This window comes from Stenotrophomonas sp. HMSC10F06 (genome assembly GCF_001807865.1).
Classification (GTDB): domain Bacteria; phylum Pseudomonadota; class Gammaproteobacteria; order Xanthomonadales; family Xanthomonadaceae; genus Stenotrophomonas; species Stenotrophomonas bentonitica_A.
Window position 1 is genome coordinate 101,868 of record NZ_KV791297.1, and the last position, 15,210, is coordinate 117,077.

General features: G+C 67.5%; 16 protein-coding genes. 6 read left to right on the forward strand and 10 right to left on the reverse strand.

Features of this window, described 5'->3' with window-relative positions; genetic code table 11:
• Window position 1: 1 nt before the first annotated feature.
• Together HMPREF3113_RS13590 and HMPREF3113_RS13595 are read right to left on the reverse strand one after the other, a co-directional pair.
• Complete coding sequence (locus HMPREF3113_RS13590; protein ID WP_070473362.1) at window positions 2-1,135, reverse strand: fatty acid desaturase family protein; 1,134 nt, start codon at window positions 1,133-1,135, stop codon at window positions 2-4.
• Between the two features lie 2 nt (window positions 1,136-1,137).
• Window positions 1,138-2,211, reverse strand: coding sequence for a ferredoxin reductase (locus HMPREF3113_RS13595; RefSeq protein WP_070473363.1), 1,074 nt, complete (start codon window positions 2,209-2,211; stop codon window positions 1,138-1,140).
• A 93-nt stretch (window positions 2,212-2,304) separates the two neighbouring features.
• Between HMPREF3113_RS13595 and fabR the strand changes: the two genes are divergently transcribed.
• On the forward strand, window positions 2,305-2,973 hold the full coding sequence (fabR, locus tag HMPREF3113_RS13600) for an HTH-type transcriptional repressor FabR (RefSeq protein WP_070473526.1): 669 nt from the start codon (window positions 2,305-2,307) through the stop codon (window positions 2,971-2,973).
• Window positions 2,974-3,123: 150 nt separating this feature from the next.
• Here the strand turns inward: fabR and HMPREF3113_RS13605 are convergent, their stop codons facing one another.
• Window positions 3,124-3,486, reverse strand: coding sequence for a glycine zipper 2TM domain-containing protein (locus HMPREF3113_RS13605; RefSeq protein ID WP_019184476.1), 363 nt, complete (start codon window positions 3,484-3,486; stop codon window positions 3,124-3,126).
• 390 nt (window positions 3,487-3,876) lie between these two features.
• Between HMPREF3113_RS13605 and HMPREF3113_RS13610 the strand changes: the two genes are divergently transcribed.
• From HMPREF3113_RS13610 to katG, 4 genes are all read left to right on the forward strand, one after another.
• Entirely contained in the window at window positions 3,877-4,272 is a 396-nt protein-coding gene (locus tag HMPREF3113_RS13610) for a barstar family protein (protein WP_019184477.1), read from the forward strand.
• Window positions 4,273-4,444: 172 nt separating this feature from the next.
• Window positions 4,445-7,000, forward strand: a complete 2,556-nt coding sequence (mutS, locus tag HMPREF3113_RS13615) for a DNA mismatch repair protein MutS (protein WP_070473528.1) — start codon at window positions 4,445-4,447, stop codon at window positions 6,998-7,000.
• 157 nt (window positions 7,001-7,157) lie between these two features.
• Window positions 7,158-7,769 carry a DUF937 domain-containing protein gene (locus tag HMPREF3113_RS13620; protein WP_083298809.1) on the forward strand — a complete coding sequence of 204 codons (612 nt, stop codon included), beginning with the start codon at window positions 7,158-7,160 and terminating at the stop codon, window positions 7,767-7,769.
• Between the two features lie 204 nt (window positions 7,770-7,973).
• Complete coding sequence (gene katG, locus HMPREF3113_RS13625; protein WP_070473365.1) at window positions 7,974-10,208, forward strand: catalase/peroxidase HPI; 2,235 nt, start codon at window positions 7,974-7,976, stop codon at window positions 10,206-10,208.
• Window positions 10,209-10,277: 69 nt separating this feature from the next.
• Here the strand turns inward: katG and HMPREF3113_RS13630 are convergent, their stop codons facing one another.
• Together HMPREF3113_RS13630 and HMPREF3113_RS18430 are read right to left on the reverse strand one after the other, a co-directional pair.
• Complete coding sequence (locus HMPREF3113_RS13630) at window positions 10,278-10,682, reverse strand: RNA-binding S4 domain-containing protein (RefSeq protein WP_070473367.1); 405 nt, start codon at window positions 10,680-10,682, stop codon at window positions 10,278-10,280.
• Entirely contained in the window at window positions 10,675-10,971 is a 297-nt protein-coding gene (locus HMPREF3113_RS18430) for a hypothetical protein (RefSeq protein WP_083298810.1), read from the reverse strand. Before HMPREF3113_RS18430 ends, HMPREF3113_RS13630 begins: the two co-directional genes overlap by 8 nt.
• Before the next feature lie 109 nt (window positions 10,972-11,080).
• Here HMPREF3113_RS18430 and HMPREF3113_RS13635 point away from each other — a divergent pair, with 109 nt between their 5' ends.
• Complete coding sequence (locus HMPREF3113_RS13635; protein WP_070473369.1) at window positions 11,081-12,565, forward strand: MATE family efflux transporter; 1,485 nt, start codon at window positions 11,081-11,083, stop codon at window positions 12,563-12,565.
• Here HMPREF3113_RS13635 and HMPREF3113_RS13640 read toward each other — a convergent pair.
• The 5 genes from HMPREF3113_RS13640 to rpsP form a co-directional block, all read right to left on the reverse strand.
• Window positions 12,562-12,939: a DUF6404 family protein gene (locus tag HMPREF3113_RS13640; protein ID WP_083298811.1), complete on the reverse strand. Its 378-nt coding sequence runs from the start codon at window positions 12,937-12,939 to the stop codon at window positions 12,562-12,564. The two genes, HMPREF3113_RS13635 and HMPREF3113_RS13640, sit on opposite strands and share 4 nt — an antisense overlap.
• 85 nt (window positions 12,940-13,024) lie before the next feature.
• Window positions 13,025-13,432, reverse strand: coding sequence for a 50S ribosomal protein L19 (gene rplS / locus HMPREF3113_RS13645; RefSeq protein ID WP_019184486.1), 408 nt, complete (start codon window positions 13,430-13,432; stop codon window positions 13,025-13,027).
• 154 nt (window positions 13,433-13,586) lie between these two features.
• On the reverse strand, window positions 13,587-14,345 hold the full coding sequence (gene trmD / locus HMPREF3113_RS13650) for a tRNA (guanosine(37)-N1)-methyltransferase TrmD (protein WP_019184487.1): 759 nt from the start codon (window positions 14,343-14,345) through the stop codon (window positions 13,587-13,589).
• A 5-nt stretch (window positions 14,346-14,350) separates the two neighbouring features.
• Complete coding sequence (gene rimM / locus HMPREF3113_RS13655) at window positions 14,351-14,863, reverse strand: ribosome maturation factor RimM (RefSeq protein ID WP_070473373.1); 513 nt, start codon at window positions 14,861-14,863, stop codon at window positions 14,351-14,353.
• 43 nt (window positions 14,864-14,906) lie between these two features.
• Window positions 14,907-15,167: a 30S ribosomal protein S16 gene (gene rpsP / locus HMPREF3113_RS13660; RefSeq protein WP_017356068.1), complete on the reverse strand. Its 261-nt coding sequence runs from the start codon at window positions 15,165-15,167 to the stop codon at window positions 14,907-14,909.
• Window positions 15,168-15,210: the final 43 nt, after the last annotated feature.

The following is a 15,210-nucleotide window of genomic DNA, read 5'->3' on the forward strand; positions in this document are numbered from 1 at the left end:
CTCAGCCGGGCTGTCGGCTGGCCTCACCCACCGCCGGCAGTGCCCGTGCGCGGCCGGGCTTGCTCGGGAAGGCATGGCGCACGATCCGCCACATCACCTGGCCGAACTGCCGCGGCAGCGAACCGGTGTTGTAGTGCTGGCCGTAGCGCGCGCAGATGTCCTTCACTTCCACGGCGATCGCGGCATAGCGGTTCGCCGGGATGTCCGGGTAGAAGTGATGCTCGATCTGGTGGCTGAGGTTGCCCGACATGACATTCATCAGCTTGCCGCCGGTCAGGTTGGACGAGCCGCGCAGCTGGCGCAGGTACCAGTGGCCGCGACTTTCATCGCGCACGCATTCCTTCGGGAAGGTCTCCGCGTCGGCGGTGAAGTGGCCGCAGAAGATGATCACGTAGGTCCACACGTTGCGGATCAGGTTGGCGGCCACATTGCCCAGCAGCACCGGCAGGAAGAACGGCCCGGCCAGCGCCGGGAACAGCAGGTAGTCCTTGAACATCTGCTTGCCCATCTTGCGGCCGACTGGACGGAACTGCGCGCCCAGCTGACGCAGCGTCATCTTTCCGGCGAACACGCGACCCAGGCGCAGGTCCTGTATCGCGATGCCCCATTCGAACAGCAGCGCGAACACCACCGCCACCACCGGCTGCATCAGGTAGAACGGGCGCCAGCGCTGCTCGGGGAAGATCCGCAGCAGGCCGTAGCCGATATCGTCGTCCAGCCCGCGCACGTTGGTATAGGTGTGGTGGCGGAAGTTGTGGGTCTTGCGCCAGTTGTCGGCGGTGCCGACGATGTCCCACTCATAGGTGCTGCCCTGCAGCTGCGGATCGCCCATCCAGTCGTACTGGCCATGGATGACGTTGTGCGCCAGCTCCATGTTTTCCAGGATCTTGGACAGCGCCAGCATCACCACGCCGGCGATCCACGCCGGAATCAGCACGCTGTGTACGAACGCCCCCAGGAACAGCAGCGCGCGGCCCGCCACGCCGGTCCAGCGCACCGCCGCCACGACGCGGCGGATATAGCGCGCATCGCGCGCACCCAGCGTGGCCAGATGGCGCGCGCGCAGGGCATCGAGTTCATCGCCGAAGGCCTGCAGTTCGGCCGGGGACAGCGCGCGGTTATGCACGGAAGACATGGTCACAGCTCCAGGATCAGGTCGGTGCTGGCGCTGTTCACGCACAGCTTCACTTGCGTCGCCGGTTCGGCCGCGTGTTCACCGGTGAGGGTGTGGCGGGTAACGCCGGACACCTTGCCGCAGACGCAGGTATTGCAGATGCCCATCCGGCAGCCACTGGCCGGGCGCAGCCCTTCGGCTTCCAGCGCCTGCAGCAGCGAGGTGCCGCGCGGCAAGGAGAGCGTGCGCCCGCTGCGGCGCAGTTCGACCTGCACCGTGCCGCTCTCGGCCTCGGGCAGGACCGGCGGGGTAAACGCTTCGGACTGCAGCGAGGCGACCTGGCCCAGCAGGCGCGTCTGCGCTGCATCGACGAAGCCACCCGGGCCGCATACCAGCGCACGGGCGCTGCTCAGATCGCCCAGGGTGTCGAACGCGAACGCATCGACCCGCGAGGCAGGCGCCGCCGGATCGCGGGTCAACGCGATGTGCAGCGTGAACGACGGATGGCGTGCCGCGAGGGCGGCCAGCTCATCGGCAAAACACAGTTCCTCGCGGCGGCGTGCCCAGTACACCAGGTCCACCTGGCCGGGCATCCCGGCGCCATCAAGCTGGCGCAGCAGCGCGCGCATCGGGGTGATGCCGCTGCCAGCGGCCAACAGCAGCAGGCGTTCGCTGGAGGGCGTCGGCAAGGTCATCTCACCGAACGCCTGGCCGAGTTCGAACACCTCACCGATCGCCGCGGCACCGGCCAGATGCTGGCTGACCGCGCCGCCGGCAATCGCCTTGACGGTAATGGCCAGCCGCCCATCGGCCAACACGGTCGGACTGTAGCTGCGCGACAGGCGGCGCCCGTCGACCTCCACGCCGAGGGTCACGTGCTGGCCCGGCAGCAGGCCGCGGAAATGGCGGTTGGGCGTGAGCACCAGGGTCACCGCATCCGCGCTCTCGGTCGTGCGCGACACCAGCCGGGCCAACGGGCGGCGCAAGGTCCACAGCGGATGCAGGCGGGTGCCCCAGAAGTCGAACAGCTCCTCGGAGACCCAGCGGCGGGGGCTGGCGGCGTGACGGCGGGCGGCAATGCGCGGGACGGTGCTCATGCTGTGCACTATACGGCCGAGCATACGACTGTGTATACAGCTGTATATTGCCGGGACGGGCTATGATTCAGGGACTTGACCGCGCTGCCCCTGATGACCACCCCAGACCTGCCCCTGCCCCTGCCCGCCTCCGACGACGCCCATCCCGCGCGCAAAGCCTCGATCTCGCGCGAGGATCTGCTGGCCGCCGCGTTGGCCCTGATCGGGCCGCACCGCAGCGTCTCCACGCTGAGCCTGCGCGAGGTCGCGCGTGAAGCCGGGATCGCCCCGAACTCGTTCTACCGCCAGTTCCGCGACATGGACGAGTTGACCGTGGCCCTGATCGACCTGGCCGGGCGCTCGCTGCGCACGATCATCGGCGAGGCCCGCCAGCGGGCAGCCTCCTCCGACCGCAGCGTTATCCGCCTCTCGGTGGAGACCTTCATGGAACAGCTGCGCGCCGATGATCGGCTGCTGCACGTGCTGCTGCGCGAGGGCACCGCGGGTTCGGATGCGTTCAAGCACGCGGTCGACCGCGAACTGAACTACTTCGAAGACGAGTTGCGGGTGGATCTGATCCGCCTGGCCGCCGCCGACGGCGCGCGCCTGCACGAACCGGCGCTGGCCTCCAAGGCGATCACCCGGCTGGTGTTTGCGATGGGTGCGACGGCGGTTGACCTGCCGCCGGAGAAAGATCCGGAACTGATCGAGCAGCTGACCCAGATGCTGCGGATGATCATCACCGGCGCGCGCACATTGGCAGGCAGTCCGCCGCTGCGGTGATCACGCCCTTGAACGGCCAGCGCGGCTGCGTGCGAACCAAGGCATTCAGCGCTGCGCCGCATCACGGCCCATGAAAATGGCGGCCCGGAGGCCGCCATCTGATTTCATCACCACGGGCGCGACAGCCAAGGCTGCAGCGACTACGATCGATCAACGGTACTGACGCTCACAGCGACGCTCGACCACGCGGTCACCGTTCTTGGACTGCTGGTTGCCCTGGATCTGGCGCCCGGCCGCGCCGCCTGCCACGGCACCGGCAACGGTGGCCAGCTTCTTGCCGTTGCCGCCGCCCACCTGGTTGCCAAGCAGGCCACCGACCACCGCACCTGTCGCCGTGCCGGTGATGCGATTGGGATCCTTGGAATTACGCTGGACCTCGACGTTGTGGCAGACGACCTTGCTGCCGTCGTTGAAGCGGCGTCCTTCGTCCTTGGGGCCGTAGGTCTGCGCGCCAGCCACTGCCGACACCGCCAGCAAACTGCCCAGGCACAACACGCGGATGCTCGTCTTCATGGTCGATCCCTGTTTATGGAACATGGGCCGAGTGTCTGCCTGCCTGCGGCAAGCCCGGGTGAATTCGCGTCGAGACTGCGTCAAGGCACGTGGGGGCGTTCAGGCCGCAGCCATCCATCCGACGGAGCTTGCCGCCGTGTGCAGGTCGTCTGACGCATCGAACGGGACGCCGAAGTGGATACCCGGGCATTCATTGGATGGCAAAGCGCCGTGCCTCACCCTGTTGCGCACACAATCGATCACTGGAACCCGCCAGGGTGACCGACGATGTCGCGTCCCGGACGATCACCCACCCAACGCATCATGAGGACTGCTGCCGATGCATGACACCGCCCTGCCCTCGACAACCATCGCCCGGTGCACGCGGCCCCTGCACGCACGGACCCGGGCATGACCGGACCCACCCTGGTGCTGGACGGAAGCGCCATCGACGACATCGCCGGCTTCTACGCCGAGATCAACCGCGTGTTCATGGCCAACGAGGACTGGGAACTTGGCCCCAGCCTGGATGCGCTGGATGACCTGCTCTACGGCGGTTATGGCGCACTGGCCGGGCACGCATCCGCCACCGTGCACTGGACGCACATCGCACACAGCCGCGCCGCGCTCGGAGTGGCGGCCACCCGTGCCTGGCTGCAGGAAAAACAGGCGCGCCCCGGCATGTTCAATGCCGCGGGAATCGCCACCCAGCTGGACGCGCTGGAACGCGGCGTCGGCCAGACCTATTTCGACATCATCATGGAGGTATTCGCCGCCCATCCCGCCTTGCAGCTGCGCACGGACTGACCGGCTGCGCGTTACGCACGGGCGTTGATGCCGCTGCCCAGGCCGCTTGCGCCGGGCGCGCTTCGCCCTGCCTGCCCCCTCCCCTACAATGGCCGACCAGGCGGCCTTCCGGGCTGCCCCCGACTGTGATGGACCCCGCGTGACAGAGAAGCAGCCCGAACACACCCCGCTGATGAAGCAGTTCTTCGCCGCCAAGTCCGATTACCCGGACCTGCTGCTCTTCTTCCGGATGGGCGACTTCTATGAGCTGTTCTACGACGACGCCCGCAAGGCGGCGCGGCTGCTGGACATCACCCTGACCCAGCGCGGCAGCTCCGGCGGCGCGCCGATCCCGATGGCCGGCGTCCCGGTCCACGCCTACGAAGGCTATCTGGCGCGTCTGGTCGCCCTGGGCGAGTCAGTGGCGATCTGCGAGCAGATCGGCGACCCGGCGCTGGCCAAGGGCCTGGTGGAACGCAAGGTGGTGCGCATCGTCACCCCCGGCACCGTCACCGACGAAGCGCTGCTGGACGAGCGCCGCGATACGCTGCTGATGGCGCTGTCGCGCGGCAAGCACGGCTACGGCCTGGCCTGGGCCGATCTGGCCGGCGGCCGCTTCCTGGTCAACGAAGTCGATTCGGACGATGCGCTGGAAGCCGAGCTCGCGCGTTTGGAACCGGCCGAGCTGCTGGTGCCCGATGAAGAAAACTGGCCGGCCTTCCTGCAGTACCGCAGCGGCATCCGGCGCCGTGCGCCCTGGTTGTTCGATGCCGACAGCGGCCGCCGCCAGCTGCTGAATTTCTTCAAGCTGCACGACCTGACCGGGTTCGGCATCGACGACAAGCCGCGCGCCACCGCCGCCGCCGGTGCCCTGCTCGGCTATGTCGAAGAAACCCAGAAACAGCGCCTGCCGCACCTGACTGCGATCGCCACCGAAACCGCGAGCGAAGCCATCGCCATGAACGCGGCCACGCGCCGCCATCTGGAGCTGGATACGCGCGTGGATGGCGATACCCGCAACACCCTGCTCGGTGTCCTTGACACCACGGTGACGCCGATGGGCGGTCGCCTGCTGCGGCGCTGGCTGCACCGCCCGTTGTGCCTGCGCGAGGTGCTGGTGCATCGCCACGATGCGGTCGCCACGCTGATCGACCGCGGCGCCGACAGCGACGTGCGCGATGCCTTCCGCGCCCTTGGCGATCTGGAACGTATTCTTACCCGTGTGGCCCTGCGCTCGGCGCGCCCGCGCGATTTCTCCACGTTGCGTGATGGCCTGGGCCTGCTGCCGGACGTGCGCGCGGTGCTCGCCCCGCTGGATTCGCCGCGCCTGATCGCCCTGCACGATGCGCTGGGCTCGCATGACGAATGCGCGCACCTGCTGGCCAGCGCGATCGCCCCGACCCCGCCGCTGAAGCTCAGCGACGGCGGCGTCATCGCCGAAGGGTACGACGCCGAGCTCGATGAGCTGCGCCGCCTCTCCACGCATGCGGACCAGTTCCTGATTGATCTGGAACAGCGCGAGCGCATCAGCAGCGGCATCGCCACGCTCAAGGTCGGCTACAACCGCGTGCACGGCTACTACATCGAAATCAGCAAGGGCCAGTCGGAGAAGGCACCGGTGCATTACACGCGCCGCCAGACGCTGACCAATGCCGAGCGCTACATCACCGAAGAACTGAAGTCCTTCGAGGACAAGGTGCTGTCCGCGCGCGAGCGCTCGCTGAGCCGCGAGAAGTTCCTGTACGAGCAGTTGCTGGACATCCTCGCCAGCGGGCTGGAGCCGCTCAAGCAGTGCGCTGCGGCATTGAGCGAACTGGACGTGCTGGCCGGTTTCGCCGAGCGTGCGCAGGCGCTGGACTGGGCGCGCCCGGAACTGGAGACCGCGCCCTGCCTGAAGATCGAGCGCGGGCGTCACCCGGTGGTCGAGGCGGTGCGGGAGCAGCCGTTCGAACCGAACGACCTGGACCTGCATCCGGACCGCCGCATGCTGGTGATCACCGGCCCGAACATGGGCGGTAAATCCACCTACATGCGCCAGAACGCACTGATCGTGCTGCTGGCCCACATCGGCAGCTTCGTGCCGGCCAGCCGCGCGGTGATCGGCCCGATCGACCGCATCCTGACCCGTATCGGCGCCGGCGACGATCTGGCCCGTGGGCAATCGACCTTCATGGTCGAGATGGCCGAGACCAGCTACATCCTGCACCACGCCAGCGCACAGTCGCTGGTGCTGATGGACGAGATCGGCCGCGGCACGTCCACGTACGACGGCCTGGCGCTGGCTGATGCGGTCGCACGCCATCTGGCTTACCAGAACCGCTGCTACACGCTGTTCGCCACGCACTATTTCGAACTGACCGCCCTGGCCGACGAACAGCACCAAGGCGGCGCCAGCGGCATCGCCAACGTGCACCTGGATGCGGTGGAGCACGGCGACGCGCTGGTGTTCATGCACGCCGTGAAGGATGGCCCGGCCAACCGCAGCTTCGGCCTGCAGGTGGCCGCACTGGCTGGCCTGCCGAAATCGACCGTCGCCCAGGCGCGACGTCGTTTGGCCGAGCTGGAGCAGCGCAGCCACGAGACGCAGTCCGCCGTGGTGGCCGCGCAGGCGCTGGATGCACCGCAGCAGTTCGGGCTGTTCAACGCGCCCAACACCGCTGCCCAGGACGCGCTGGCCGCGATCGATCCGGACGAGCTGACCCCGAAGCAGGCACTGGAAGCGCTGTACCGGTTGAAGACACTGCTCTGACGATCCGGTAGTGCCGGCCGCTGGCCGGCTCCCCGCAGAGCCGGTAGCACCCGACCGTTGGTCGGGGGCACGCGCGGGCCCGCGTGAATTCTTCGCATTCCCGTAGTGAACGCGGCGCTATGCTCGGGCGGTCCCCATCCCTGCCCTGGAGTCCGCCGTGAATACCGAATCGCTTGCCGCGTCCCTGTTCCAGCAACTGCAGCAGGGCCAAGGCCTGCAGCAGGTATCCCAGCAGTTGGGCATCGATCAGAACCAGGCCAGTGGCGCCATCGGGGCGGCGCTGCCGCTGTTGCTGGGCGCAATGGGCCGCAATGCCCAGGAGCCCCAGGGCGCGCAGGCCCTGCTCGGCGCCCTGCAGCGCGACCACGCGCCGACCAGCGGCAGCGGCTTCGATCTGGGCGGGCTGCTCGGCAGCGTGCTCGGCGGTGGCGGCGGCAATGCGACCAACAGCGCCGGCATCCTTGGCCACGTCTTCGGTGGCAACACCGACCGCGCCACCCAGGGCCTGAGCCAGGCCACCGGGCTGGACAGCAGCAAGACCAGCCAGCTGCTCGCCATCCTCGCCCCCATCGTCATGTCCTATCTGGCCCAGCGCTTCGCCAGCGGCGGCAACGCCAGCCCGGGTCAGCTCAGCCAGGCCCTCGGCCAGGAAGCGCAGAGCGCCAACAGCGGTGGCCTGCTGACCTCCGTGCTGGACCAGGACGGCGACGGCCAGCTGGGCGTCGGCGATCTGCTCAAGCTCGGTGGCGGGCTGTTCGGCAAGCGCTGAGGGGGAGACGCGAAATAGCCTGCGCCTATCACATCGGTTGATTCATTCGAATTTACTGAATGAACAGCAGTGCCTAACGTGGACGTATGCCTTCACATCGCGCCGCCCCACGCGCCGCACGTGCAGGTGCCACGTTACCCGACGTCGCCATCGCCTCCCCCGCGCCGGTGGTCTCCACGTTCGCCAGTCCACAGGTAGATACCCATGAAAAGCGAAGCCAAGTGTCCGTTCAACCACGCCCTCGTCGGCGATGCCACCACCAACCGGGACTGGTGGCCCAAGCAACTGCGGGTGGATCTGCTCAACCAGCACTCGAGCCGCTCACAGCCGCTGGATGACACCTTCGATTACGCCGAGGCCTTCAAGGGCCTGGATTACGCCGCGCTCAAGGCCGACCTCAAGGCCTTGATGACCGACTCGCAGGACTGGTGGCCAGCCGACTTCGGCCATTACGGCGGCCTGTTCGTGCGCATGGCCTGGCACAGCGCCGGCACCTACCGCATCGGCGATGGCCGGGGTGGCGCCGGCCGCGGCCAGCAGCGCTTCGCACCGCTCAACAGCTGGCCGGACAATGTCAGCCTGGACAAGGCCCGCCGCCTGCTGTGGCCGATCAAGCAGAAGTATGGCCAGGCGATCTCCTGGGCCGACCTGCTGGTGCTGACCGGCAACGTCGCACTGGAATCGATGGGCTTCAAGACGTTGGGCTTCGCCGGCGGCCGCCCCGATACCTGGGAACCGGACCAGGACGTGTACTGGGGCCGCGAAACCACCTGGCTGGGCGGCGACGTGCGGTATGCGCACGGCTCTGAAGGCGTGCAGGAAGACCACGGTGTGCTGGTCTCCGATGACGACGCGGACGGCGACATCCACTCACGCGATCTCGAGAACCCGCTGGCCGCCGTGCAGATGGGCCTGATCTACGTCAATCCGGAAGGCCCGGACGGCAACCCCGATCCGCTCAAGGCAGCATTCGACATCCGCGATACCTTCGGCCGCATGGCCATGGACGATGAGGAAACCGTCGCCCTGATCGCCGGTGGCCACAGCTTCGGCAAGACCCACGGCGCCGGCCCGGCCGACAACGTCGATGTGGAACCAGAAGCGGCCGGGCTGGAAAGCCAGGGCCTGGGCTGGGCCAACCGATTCGGCACCGGCAAGGGCGGCGACACCATTACCAGTGGCCTGGAAGTGACCTGGACGCGCACACCGGCGCAATGGAGCCACGACTTCTTCGAGATCCTGTTCGGCCACGAGTGGGAACTGACCAAGAGCCCGGCCGGTGCGCACCAGTGGGTAGCCAAGGACAGCGAGGCGATCATTCCCGATGCGCACGATCCGTCGAAGAAGCATCGCCCGACCATGCTCACCACCGACCTGTCGCTGCGGGTGGACCCGGCGTACGAAAAGATCTCGCGTCGCTTCCTGGCCGACCCGCAGGCCTTTGCCGATGCCTTCGCCCGTGCGTGGTTCAAGTTGACCCATCGCGACATGGGCCCGCGCGCACGCTATCTCGGCCCGGAGATTCCGGCCGAAGAATTCGTCTGGCAGGATCCGGTGCCGGCAGCCCCCCAGGCCACGATCAGCGCGCAGGACATTGCCTCGCTGAAACAGCAGATCGCTGCGGCCGGGCTGAGCGTAGGTGAGCTGGTCTCCACCGCGTGGGCGTCGGCGTCCACCTTCCGCGGTTCGGACAAGCGCGGTGGCGCCAATGGTGCGCGCGTGCGCCTGGCCCCGCAGAAGGACTGGGCGGTCAACCAGCCGCAGCAGCTGGGCAAGGTGCTGGCCGCGCTGGAGAAGATCCAGAGCGGCTTCAAGGGCGATGGCGGTGCTCAGGTGTCGCTGGCCGACCTGATCGTGCTGGCCGGCAATGTCGGCGTCGAGCAGGCGGCCAAGGCCGGTGGCCATGAGGTGAGCGTGCCGTTCAACCCGGGCCGCACCGATGCCAGCCAGGCGCAGACCGATGTGGACTCGTTCTCGGTGCTGGAACCGTACGCCGATGGGTTCCGCAACTACGTCAAGGGCCGTTACGCCGTGCCTGCCGAGGCGATGCTGATCGACCGCGCACAGCTGCTCACGCTGACCGCCCCGGAAATGACCGCACTGGTCGGTGGCCTGCGCGTGATCGGCACCAACGTCGGCGGCAGCCAGGACGGCGTGTTCACCGATCGCGTCGGCACGTTGAGCAACGACTTCTTCGTCAACCTGCTCGACATGCGCACGCAGTGGGTGGCCAACGGCGATGGCTACAGCGGCCGCGACCGCAGCACCGGCGCGCAGCGCTGGAGCGGCAGCCGCGTGGACCTGGTGTTCGGCTCGAACTCGGTGTTGCGTGCACTGGCCGAGGTCTACGCCAGCGCGGACGGCGAGAAGAAGTTCGTTCGCGACTTCGTCGCTGCCTGGGCGCGGGTGATGGAGCTGGACCGCTACGACCTGCGCTGATCCGCTGTCGCAGGCACACACGAAGACCGGGCCCACTGGCCCGGTCTTTTCATTTCTGCAGGGCGCCCCTCACAGCGCGTCCAGATCGCCCAGCGCACGGATCAATCGACGCGCACGCTTGTCCGGCTTGTGCTCCGGCGGCAGGTAACCGTTCTTCGCCGCCGCACGCTGCAGGCGCACCTCCGCGCGGCGAGCCAGCGACGTTTCACTTTCGACATACAACTGCTGCGCCACCGGTGCCGGGCCGCGCATATCGCTCAGGCCACGGACCTCGATCTCGAACACTTCATCGCCCCGGCTGATCTGCAGGGCTTCGCCCACGCGCACCGCGCGCGAGGATTTCGGACGCTGCCCGGCCACGTCCACCTTGCCGGTTTCCACCGCCTGTTTGGCCAGGCTGCGGGTCCGGAAAAACCGTGCGGCCCACAGCCATACGTCCAGCCGCACGGCGGCTACCGGTGTTGCTTCAGTCATGCTTTCTACCCAGCTCCACGGCGTTGGCCGGTTGTCGGTTAAGCGGTTGCGTCGCGTCCGGATTGCCGCGGCACCCCGTGCCACCGATCAGCACCGGCACTCCGGCATCCAGATCACGGCGCTGGCTGCCGACCTGGCATTCCGGTCGGTCCATGGGCCTTACCTGTGCGTCGCGCAGGCGGTCGTCCGTACTCGAACATGCGGCCAGCGAGGCGGCAATCAAGAGGGCCAGCGTGGTGGGGATGAACCGGTCATCCAGGAGGATAGGCAGCCGGCCAGCGGCCGGCACTGCCGGGGGAGCGGCTGACGTGCGTTGAGACGCGGAAGTGCGCATCGCGATATCCCCTTGATGGGCTTGGTGCTAGTGTGCCGCTCTCTGAGCATGATCTCCAGCGCACATGGCCAAAGCGCCGCTTGACCTGACCACCGGCCCGATCGGGCGCAATCTGTTCCTGTTCGCCCTGCCGATCCTGGCCGGCAACATCGCCCAGTCGCTGAACGGCTCGGTGAACGCGATCTGGGTCGGCCGCTTCCTCGGCGAAGCGGCGCTCACCGCCACCGCGAACGCCAACAACATCATGTTCTTCCTGATCGGCTCGGTGTTCGGGATCGGCATGGCCGCCTCGATCCTGATCGGCCAGTCGATGGGCGCACGCGACCTGCCGCAGGCGCGGCGCGTGATGGGCACCAGCGCGACCTTCTTCATCGGCCTGTCGGTGGTGATCGCGATCGCCGGCTGGTGGCTCTCACACCCGCTGCTGGCGGCGATGGGTACACCGGCCGAGTCCCTACCGCTGGCCGAGGCCTACCTGCGCATCATCTTCCTGGCGATGCCCACGCTGTATGCCTTCGCCTTCCTGAGCTCGGCACTGCGCGGCGTGGGCGATTCACGCACGCCGTTCCGCTTCCTGCTGCTCTCGGTGCTGCTGGACATCGGCTTCAACCCGCTGCTGATCTTCGGCATCGGCCCGTTCCCGCAGCTGGGGATCGCCGGCGCGGCCTGGGCCACGCTGATCGCGCAGACCCTCTCGCTGCTCGGCCTGCTCTGGTACATGCGCAACAAGCGCCATGTGCTCTGGCTGGGGCGCAAGGACATGGCGCTGTTCAAGATCGATGGGGAGATCCTGCGCGCCCTGGTGGTCAAGGGCGTGCCGATGGGCCTGCAGATGGTGCTGATCTCGCTGTCGATGATCCTGATGATGACCATGGTCAACGGCTACGGCACCGATACCGCGGCCGCGTATGGTGCCTCGCTGCAGCTGTGGACCTATGTGCAGATGCCGGCGATGGCGATCGGCGCGGCGTGCTCGACCATGGCGGCACAGAACGTCGGCGCGCAGCGATGGGACCGCGTCCGTGGCACCGCCCGCAGCGGTGTGCTCTACAACTTCCTGCTGACCGGCGTGCTGATCCTGCCGCTGATCCTGCTTGATCGTTACACGCTCGCGCTGTTCCTGCCCGAGGGCAGCCAGGCGCTGGAAGTGGCCCGCCACCTCAACCACATCGCGGTGTGGTCGTTCCTGTTCTTCGGCGTGAACTTCGTGATCTCCGGCGTGGTGCGCTCCACCGGCGCGGTGATCCCGCCGCTGCTGATCCTGGCCGCCTCGCTGTGGGGCATCCGCGTGCCGTTCGCCGAGCTGCTGCAGGACCGCTGGGGCGCCGACGCGGTGTGGTGGAGTTTCCCGGTCAGCTCGTTCTGCGCGATGCTGATGTCGCTGGCGTATTACCGCTGGGGCGGCTGGCGCAAGGCCCGCATGCTGCCCAGCCATCATCAAGAGCTGGCGGCCCCGGCCGAGATCCCGGCGTCGCCGCCGTCGCCCGTGGCGGACCCGAATCCCACCACGCTGCAGCCCGCCGCGGCGGGCAACGCACGTCCGGATTAGGCCGCGCGACCCTGCAGCAGGGTCTTCCAGGCCGGCAGCCTGTAGCGCCGGCGCTGGTAGCGCATGAGCAGCGCCATCAGCAGGCCGAACAACAGCCCGGCCATGACAGCACTGCCCACGGTGATGCCGAGCGTGAGCGAGCCAAGGTCAAGCACCAGCCCCATCAACAGGCGCCAAAGCACGCCCCACAGCACCCCGAACAGCCCGCCCATCACGAACAGGTTGGCACCGAAGCTGGCGAGCAGCGGGGGCGGCACGCGCAGCCCCATGCGCCACAGCAGCCGATGCATCGGCGGTGCGCGCATGCCGGCCGGCACCTTGGCGTCGGCCATGGCCTGCAGGGCAAGACGTACGTCGGCGGGATAACGGTCCATGTGCTTCTCCATCACGAGGCCACAAACGCAAACGGCCACCCGAAGGTGGCCGTTTGAGGCGACAACCGAAGTTGCCGGCCGGGAATTACTGGGCAGCCTTGGCAGCCAGGCGCGCGGCCTTGGCCTGCGCAGCAGCAGCCAGATCTTCCTTGATGCGGGCAGCCTTGCCTTCCAGGCCACGCAGGTAGTACAGCTTGCCGGCGCGGACCTTGCCACGACGCTTCACTTCGACCGAGTCGATGATGGCGCTGTGGGTCTGGAAGACGCGCTCGACGCCGTAGCCGTGCGAGATCTTGCGGACGGTGAACGCGGAGTTCAGGCCGGCGTTCTTGGTGCCGATGACGACGCCTTCGTAAGCCTGCACGCGCTCACGGTTGCCTTCCTTCACCTTCACGTTGACGACGACGGTGTCACCCTGGCTGAACTTCGGCAGCTCGCGGGTGATCTGGGCGGATTCGAAGTCCGAGAGGATGGATTTGTTCAGCTTGCTCATGGGTGCACCGATAGTGTTCGGGTGGTCGTGTCGTTCGACAACGTGGGCTCATGCAGTCACCGGACTGTGCTGCACGTTTTTTGTAGGGATTCCTGCCACCGCGCCCAAAAGGCCGATGGCAATCCCGAATTGTAAACAAGATCCCGCCCCCGCGCTAGGGGGTCGGATCCTTGGCAAGGGCCTGCCGTGCCTGCTCCAGCAGGAGGCGGTCGGCCTTGGGCAACTGGCTTTCATCGAGCAGATCCGGCCGCCGCAGCGCGGTACGCAGCAGCGACTGCTGCCGTCGCCAGCGGGCGATGGCGGCATGGTTGCCCGAGCGCAGCACGTCCGGGACAGTGCCCCATTCATGCTGCGCGGGATGGCTGTAGTGCGGGCAGTCCAGCAGCCCCTGGGGGCCTTCGAAACTGTCCTGGGCGGCCGACTCGGCATCGCCGAGGGCCCCGTCCTGAAGCCGGGTGACCGCATCGACGATCACCGCCGCGCCCAGCTCACCGCCGGACAGGACGTAATCGCCCAGCGAGATCTCCTCGGTGACCTCGGCCTCGAGGAAGCGCTCGTCGATGCCTTCATAGCGGCCGCAGAGCAGGATCATGCGCGGTAATGCCGCCAGTTCCCGGACCTTGGCCTGGGTCAGCGGCCTGCCCTGCGGGCTGAGGTAGATCACCGGCGCAGGCGCCGGGTCCGCCGCCTTGGCCGCAGCCAAGCAGGCCCGCAGCGGCTCGATCAGCATGACCATGCCCGGGCCACCCCCGAACGGACGGTCGTCCACCCGGCGGTAGTTGCCTTCGGCATAGTCACGCGGATTCCAGCCGTGCAGGTCCAGCAGACCGCGCTCAGCAGCACGGCCGACCACGCCCAGCGCGGCCGACTGCGCCATGAACTCGGGGAACAACGTGACGACGTCGATACGCATCCGGCCTAGAACTCCGGATCCCAGTCGACCACGATCAGGTTGGCCTCGAAATCCACCGACACCACGAATTCGGGCTGCACGAACGGAATCATCCGCTCACGGTCACCCTGCACCACGAGCACATCGTTGGAGCCGGTCGAGAACAGGTGGGATGCCCGCCCCAGTTCGACGCCCTCGACGGTACGCACCTGCAGGCCTTCCAGATCCACCCAGTAATATTCATCGGGCTTCGGCGGCGGCAGTGCGCTGCGCGCGACATAGACTTCGGTTCCGTACATCGCCTCGACCACGTCGCGGTCGGTGATGCCGGGAAACACGGCGACCAGATGCTTGCCGGACTGACGTCCGCGCGCACCGGTGAGCGTGCTCTCCTGGCCGGCGGGGGTCCGCAGGATCCAGGGCTGATAGTGGAAAATGGCGGTACGCGGCTCGGTCCAGGACTCGAGCTTGATCTCGCCTCGCACACCAAAAGCGCCGACAATCCTGCCCAGCAGGATCCGGCGCTCGGTATCTTTCATCTGAATAGACCGAATGGGCCGCGGCAGGCGCGGCCCTTCAGGATCAGGCCGCGGAGGCCTGGGCCTTGGTCGCTTCCTTGTACAGGTTGCGGACCTTGTCGGTCATCTGGGCGCCGTTGGCGACCCACTTGTCGACCAGCGGCAGGTCCAGCACGATGCGGGACTCGGCACCCTGGGCAACCGGGTTGTAGTAACCGACGCGCTCGATGTTGCGGCCATCACGGGCGCTGCGCGAGTCGGTCACGATGATGTGGTAGAACGGACGCTTCTTGGCGCCGCCGCGGGTCAGTCGAATCTTGACCATGGTGTTGTTTCCTCAATTGCCCAGTCGCCAGGATGGCGCGGTA

Coding starts and splice junctions, on each gene's coding strand:
- HMPREF3113_RS13590 (WP_070473362.1), bottom strand. CDS start 1,135: ATGTCTTCCGTGCATAACCGCGCGCTGTCCCCGGCCGAACTGCAGGCC.
- HMPREF3113_RS13640 (WP_083298811.1), bottom strand. CDS start 12,939: ATGGACCGTTATCCCGCCGACGTACGTCTTGCCCTGCAGGCCATGGCC.
- HMPREF3113_RS13610 (WP_019184477.1), top strand. CDS start 3,877: ATGACCGGACCCACCCTGGTGCTGGACGGAAGCGCCATCGACGACATC.
- mutS (WP_070473528.1), top strand. CDS start 4,445: ATGAAGCAGTTCTTCGCCGCCAAGTCCGATTACCCGGACCTGCTGCTC.
- trmD (WP_019184487.1), bottom strand. CDS start 14,345: ATGCGTATCGACGTCGTCACGTTGTTCCCCGAGTTCATGGCGCAGTCG.
- rimM (WP_070473373.1), bottom strand. CDS start 14,863: ATGAAAGATACCGAGCGCCGGATCCTGCTGGGCAGGATTGTCGGCGCT.
- katG (WP_070473365.1), top strand. CDS start 7,974: ATGAAAAGCGAAGCCAAGTGTCCGTTCAACCACGCCCTCGTCGGCGAT.
- HMPREF3113_RS13630 (WP_070473367.1), bottom strand. CDS start 10,682: ATGACTGAAGCAACACCGGTAGCCGCCGTGCGGCTGGACGTATGGCTG.
- HMPREF3113_RS13635 (WP_070473369.1), top strand. CDS start 11,081: ATGGCCAAAGCGCCGCTTGACCTGACCACCGGCCCGATCGGGCGCAAT.
- fabR (WP_070473526.1), top strand. CDS start 2,305: ATGACCACCCCAGACCTGCCCCTGCCCCTGCCCGCCTCCGACGACGCC.
- rpsP (WP_017356068.1), bottom strand. CDS start 15,167: ATGGTCAAGATTCGACTGACCCGCGGCGGCGCCAAGAAGCGTCCGTTC.
- HMPREF3113_RS13605 (WP_019184476.1), bottom strand. CDS start 3,486: ATGAAGACGAGCATCCGCGTGTTGTGCCTGGGCAGTTTGCTGGCGGTG.
- rplS (WP_019184486.1), bottom strand. CDS start 13,432: ATGAGCAAGCTGAACAAATCCATCCTCTCGGACTTCGAATCCGCCCAG.
- HMPREF3113_RS13595 (WP_070473363.1), bottom strand. CDS start 2,211: ATGAGCACCGTCCCGCGCATTGCCGCCCGCCGTCACGCCGCCAGCCCC.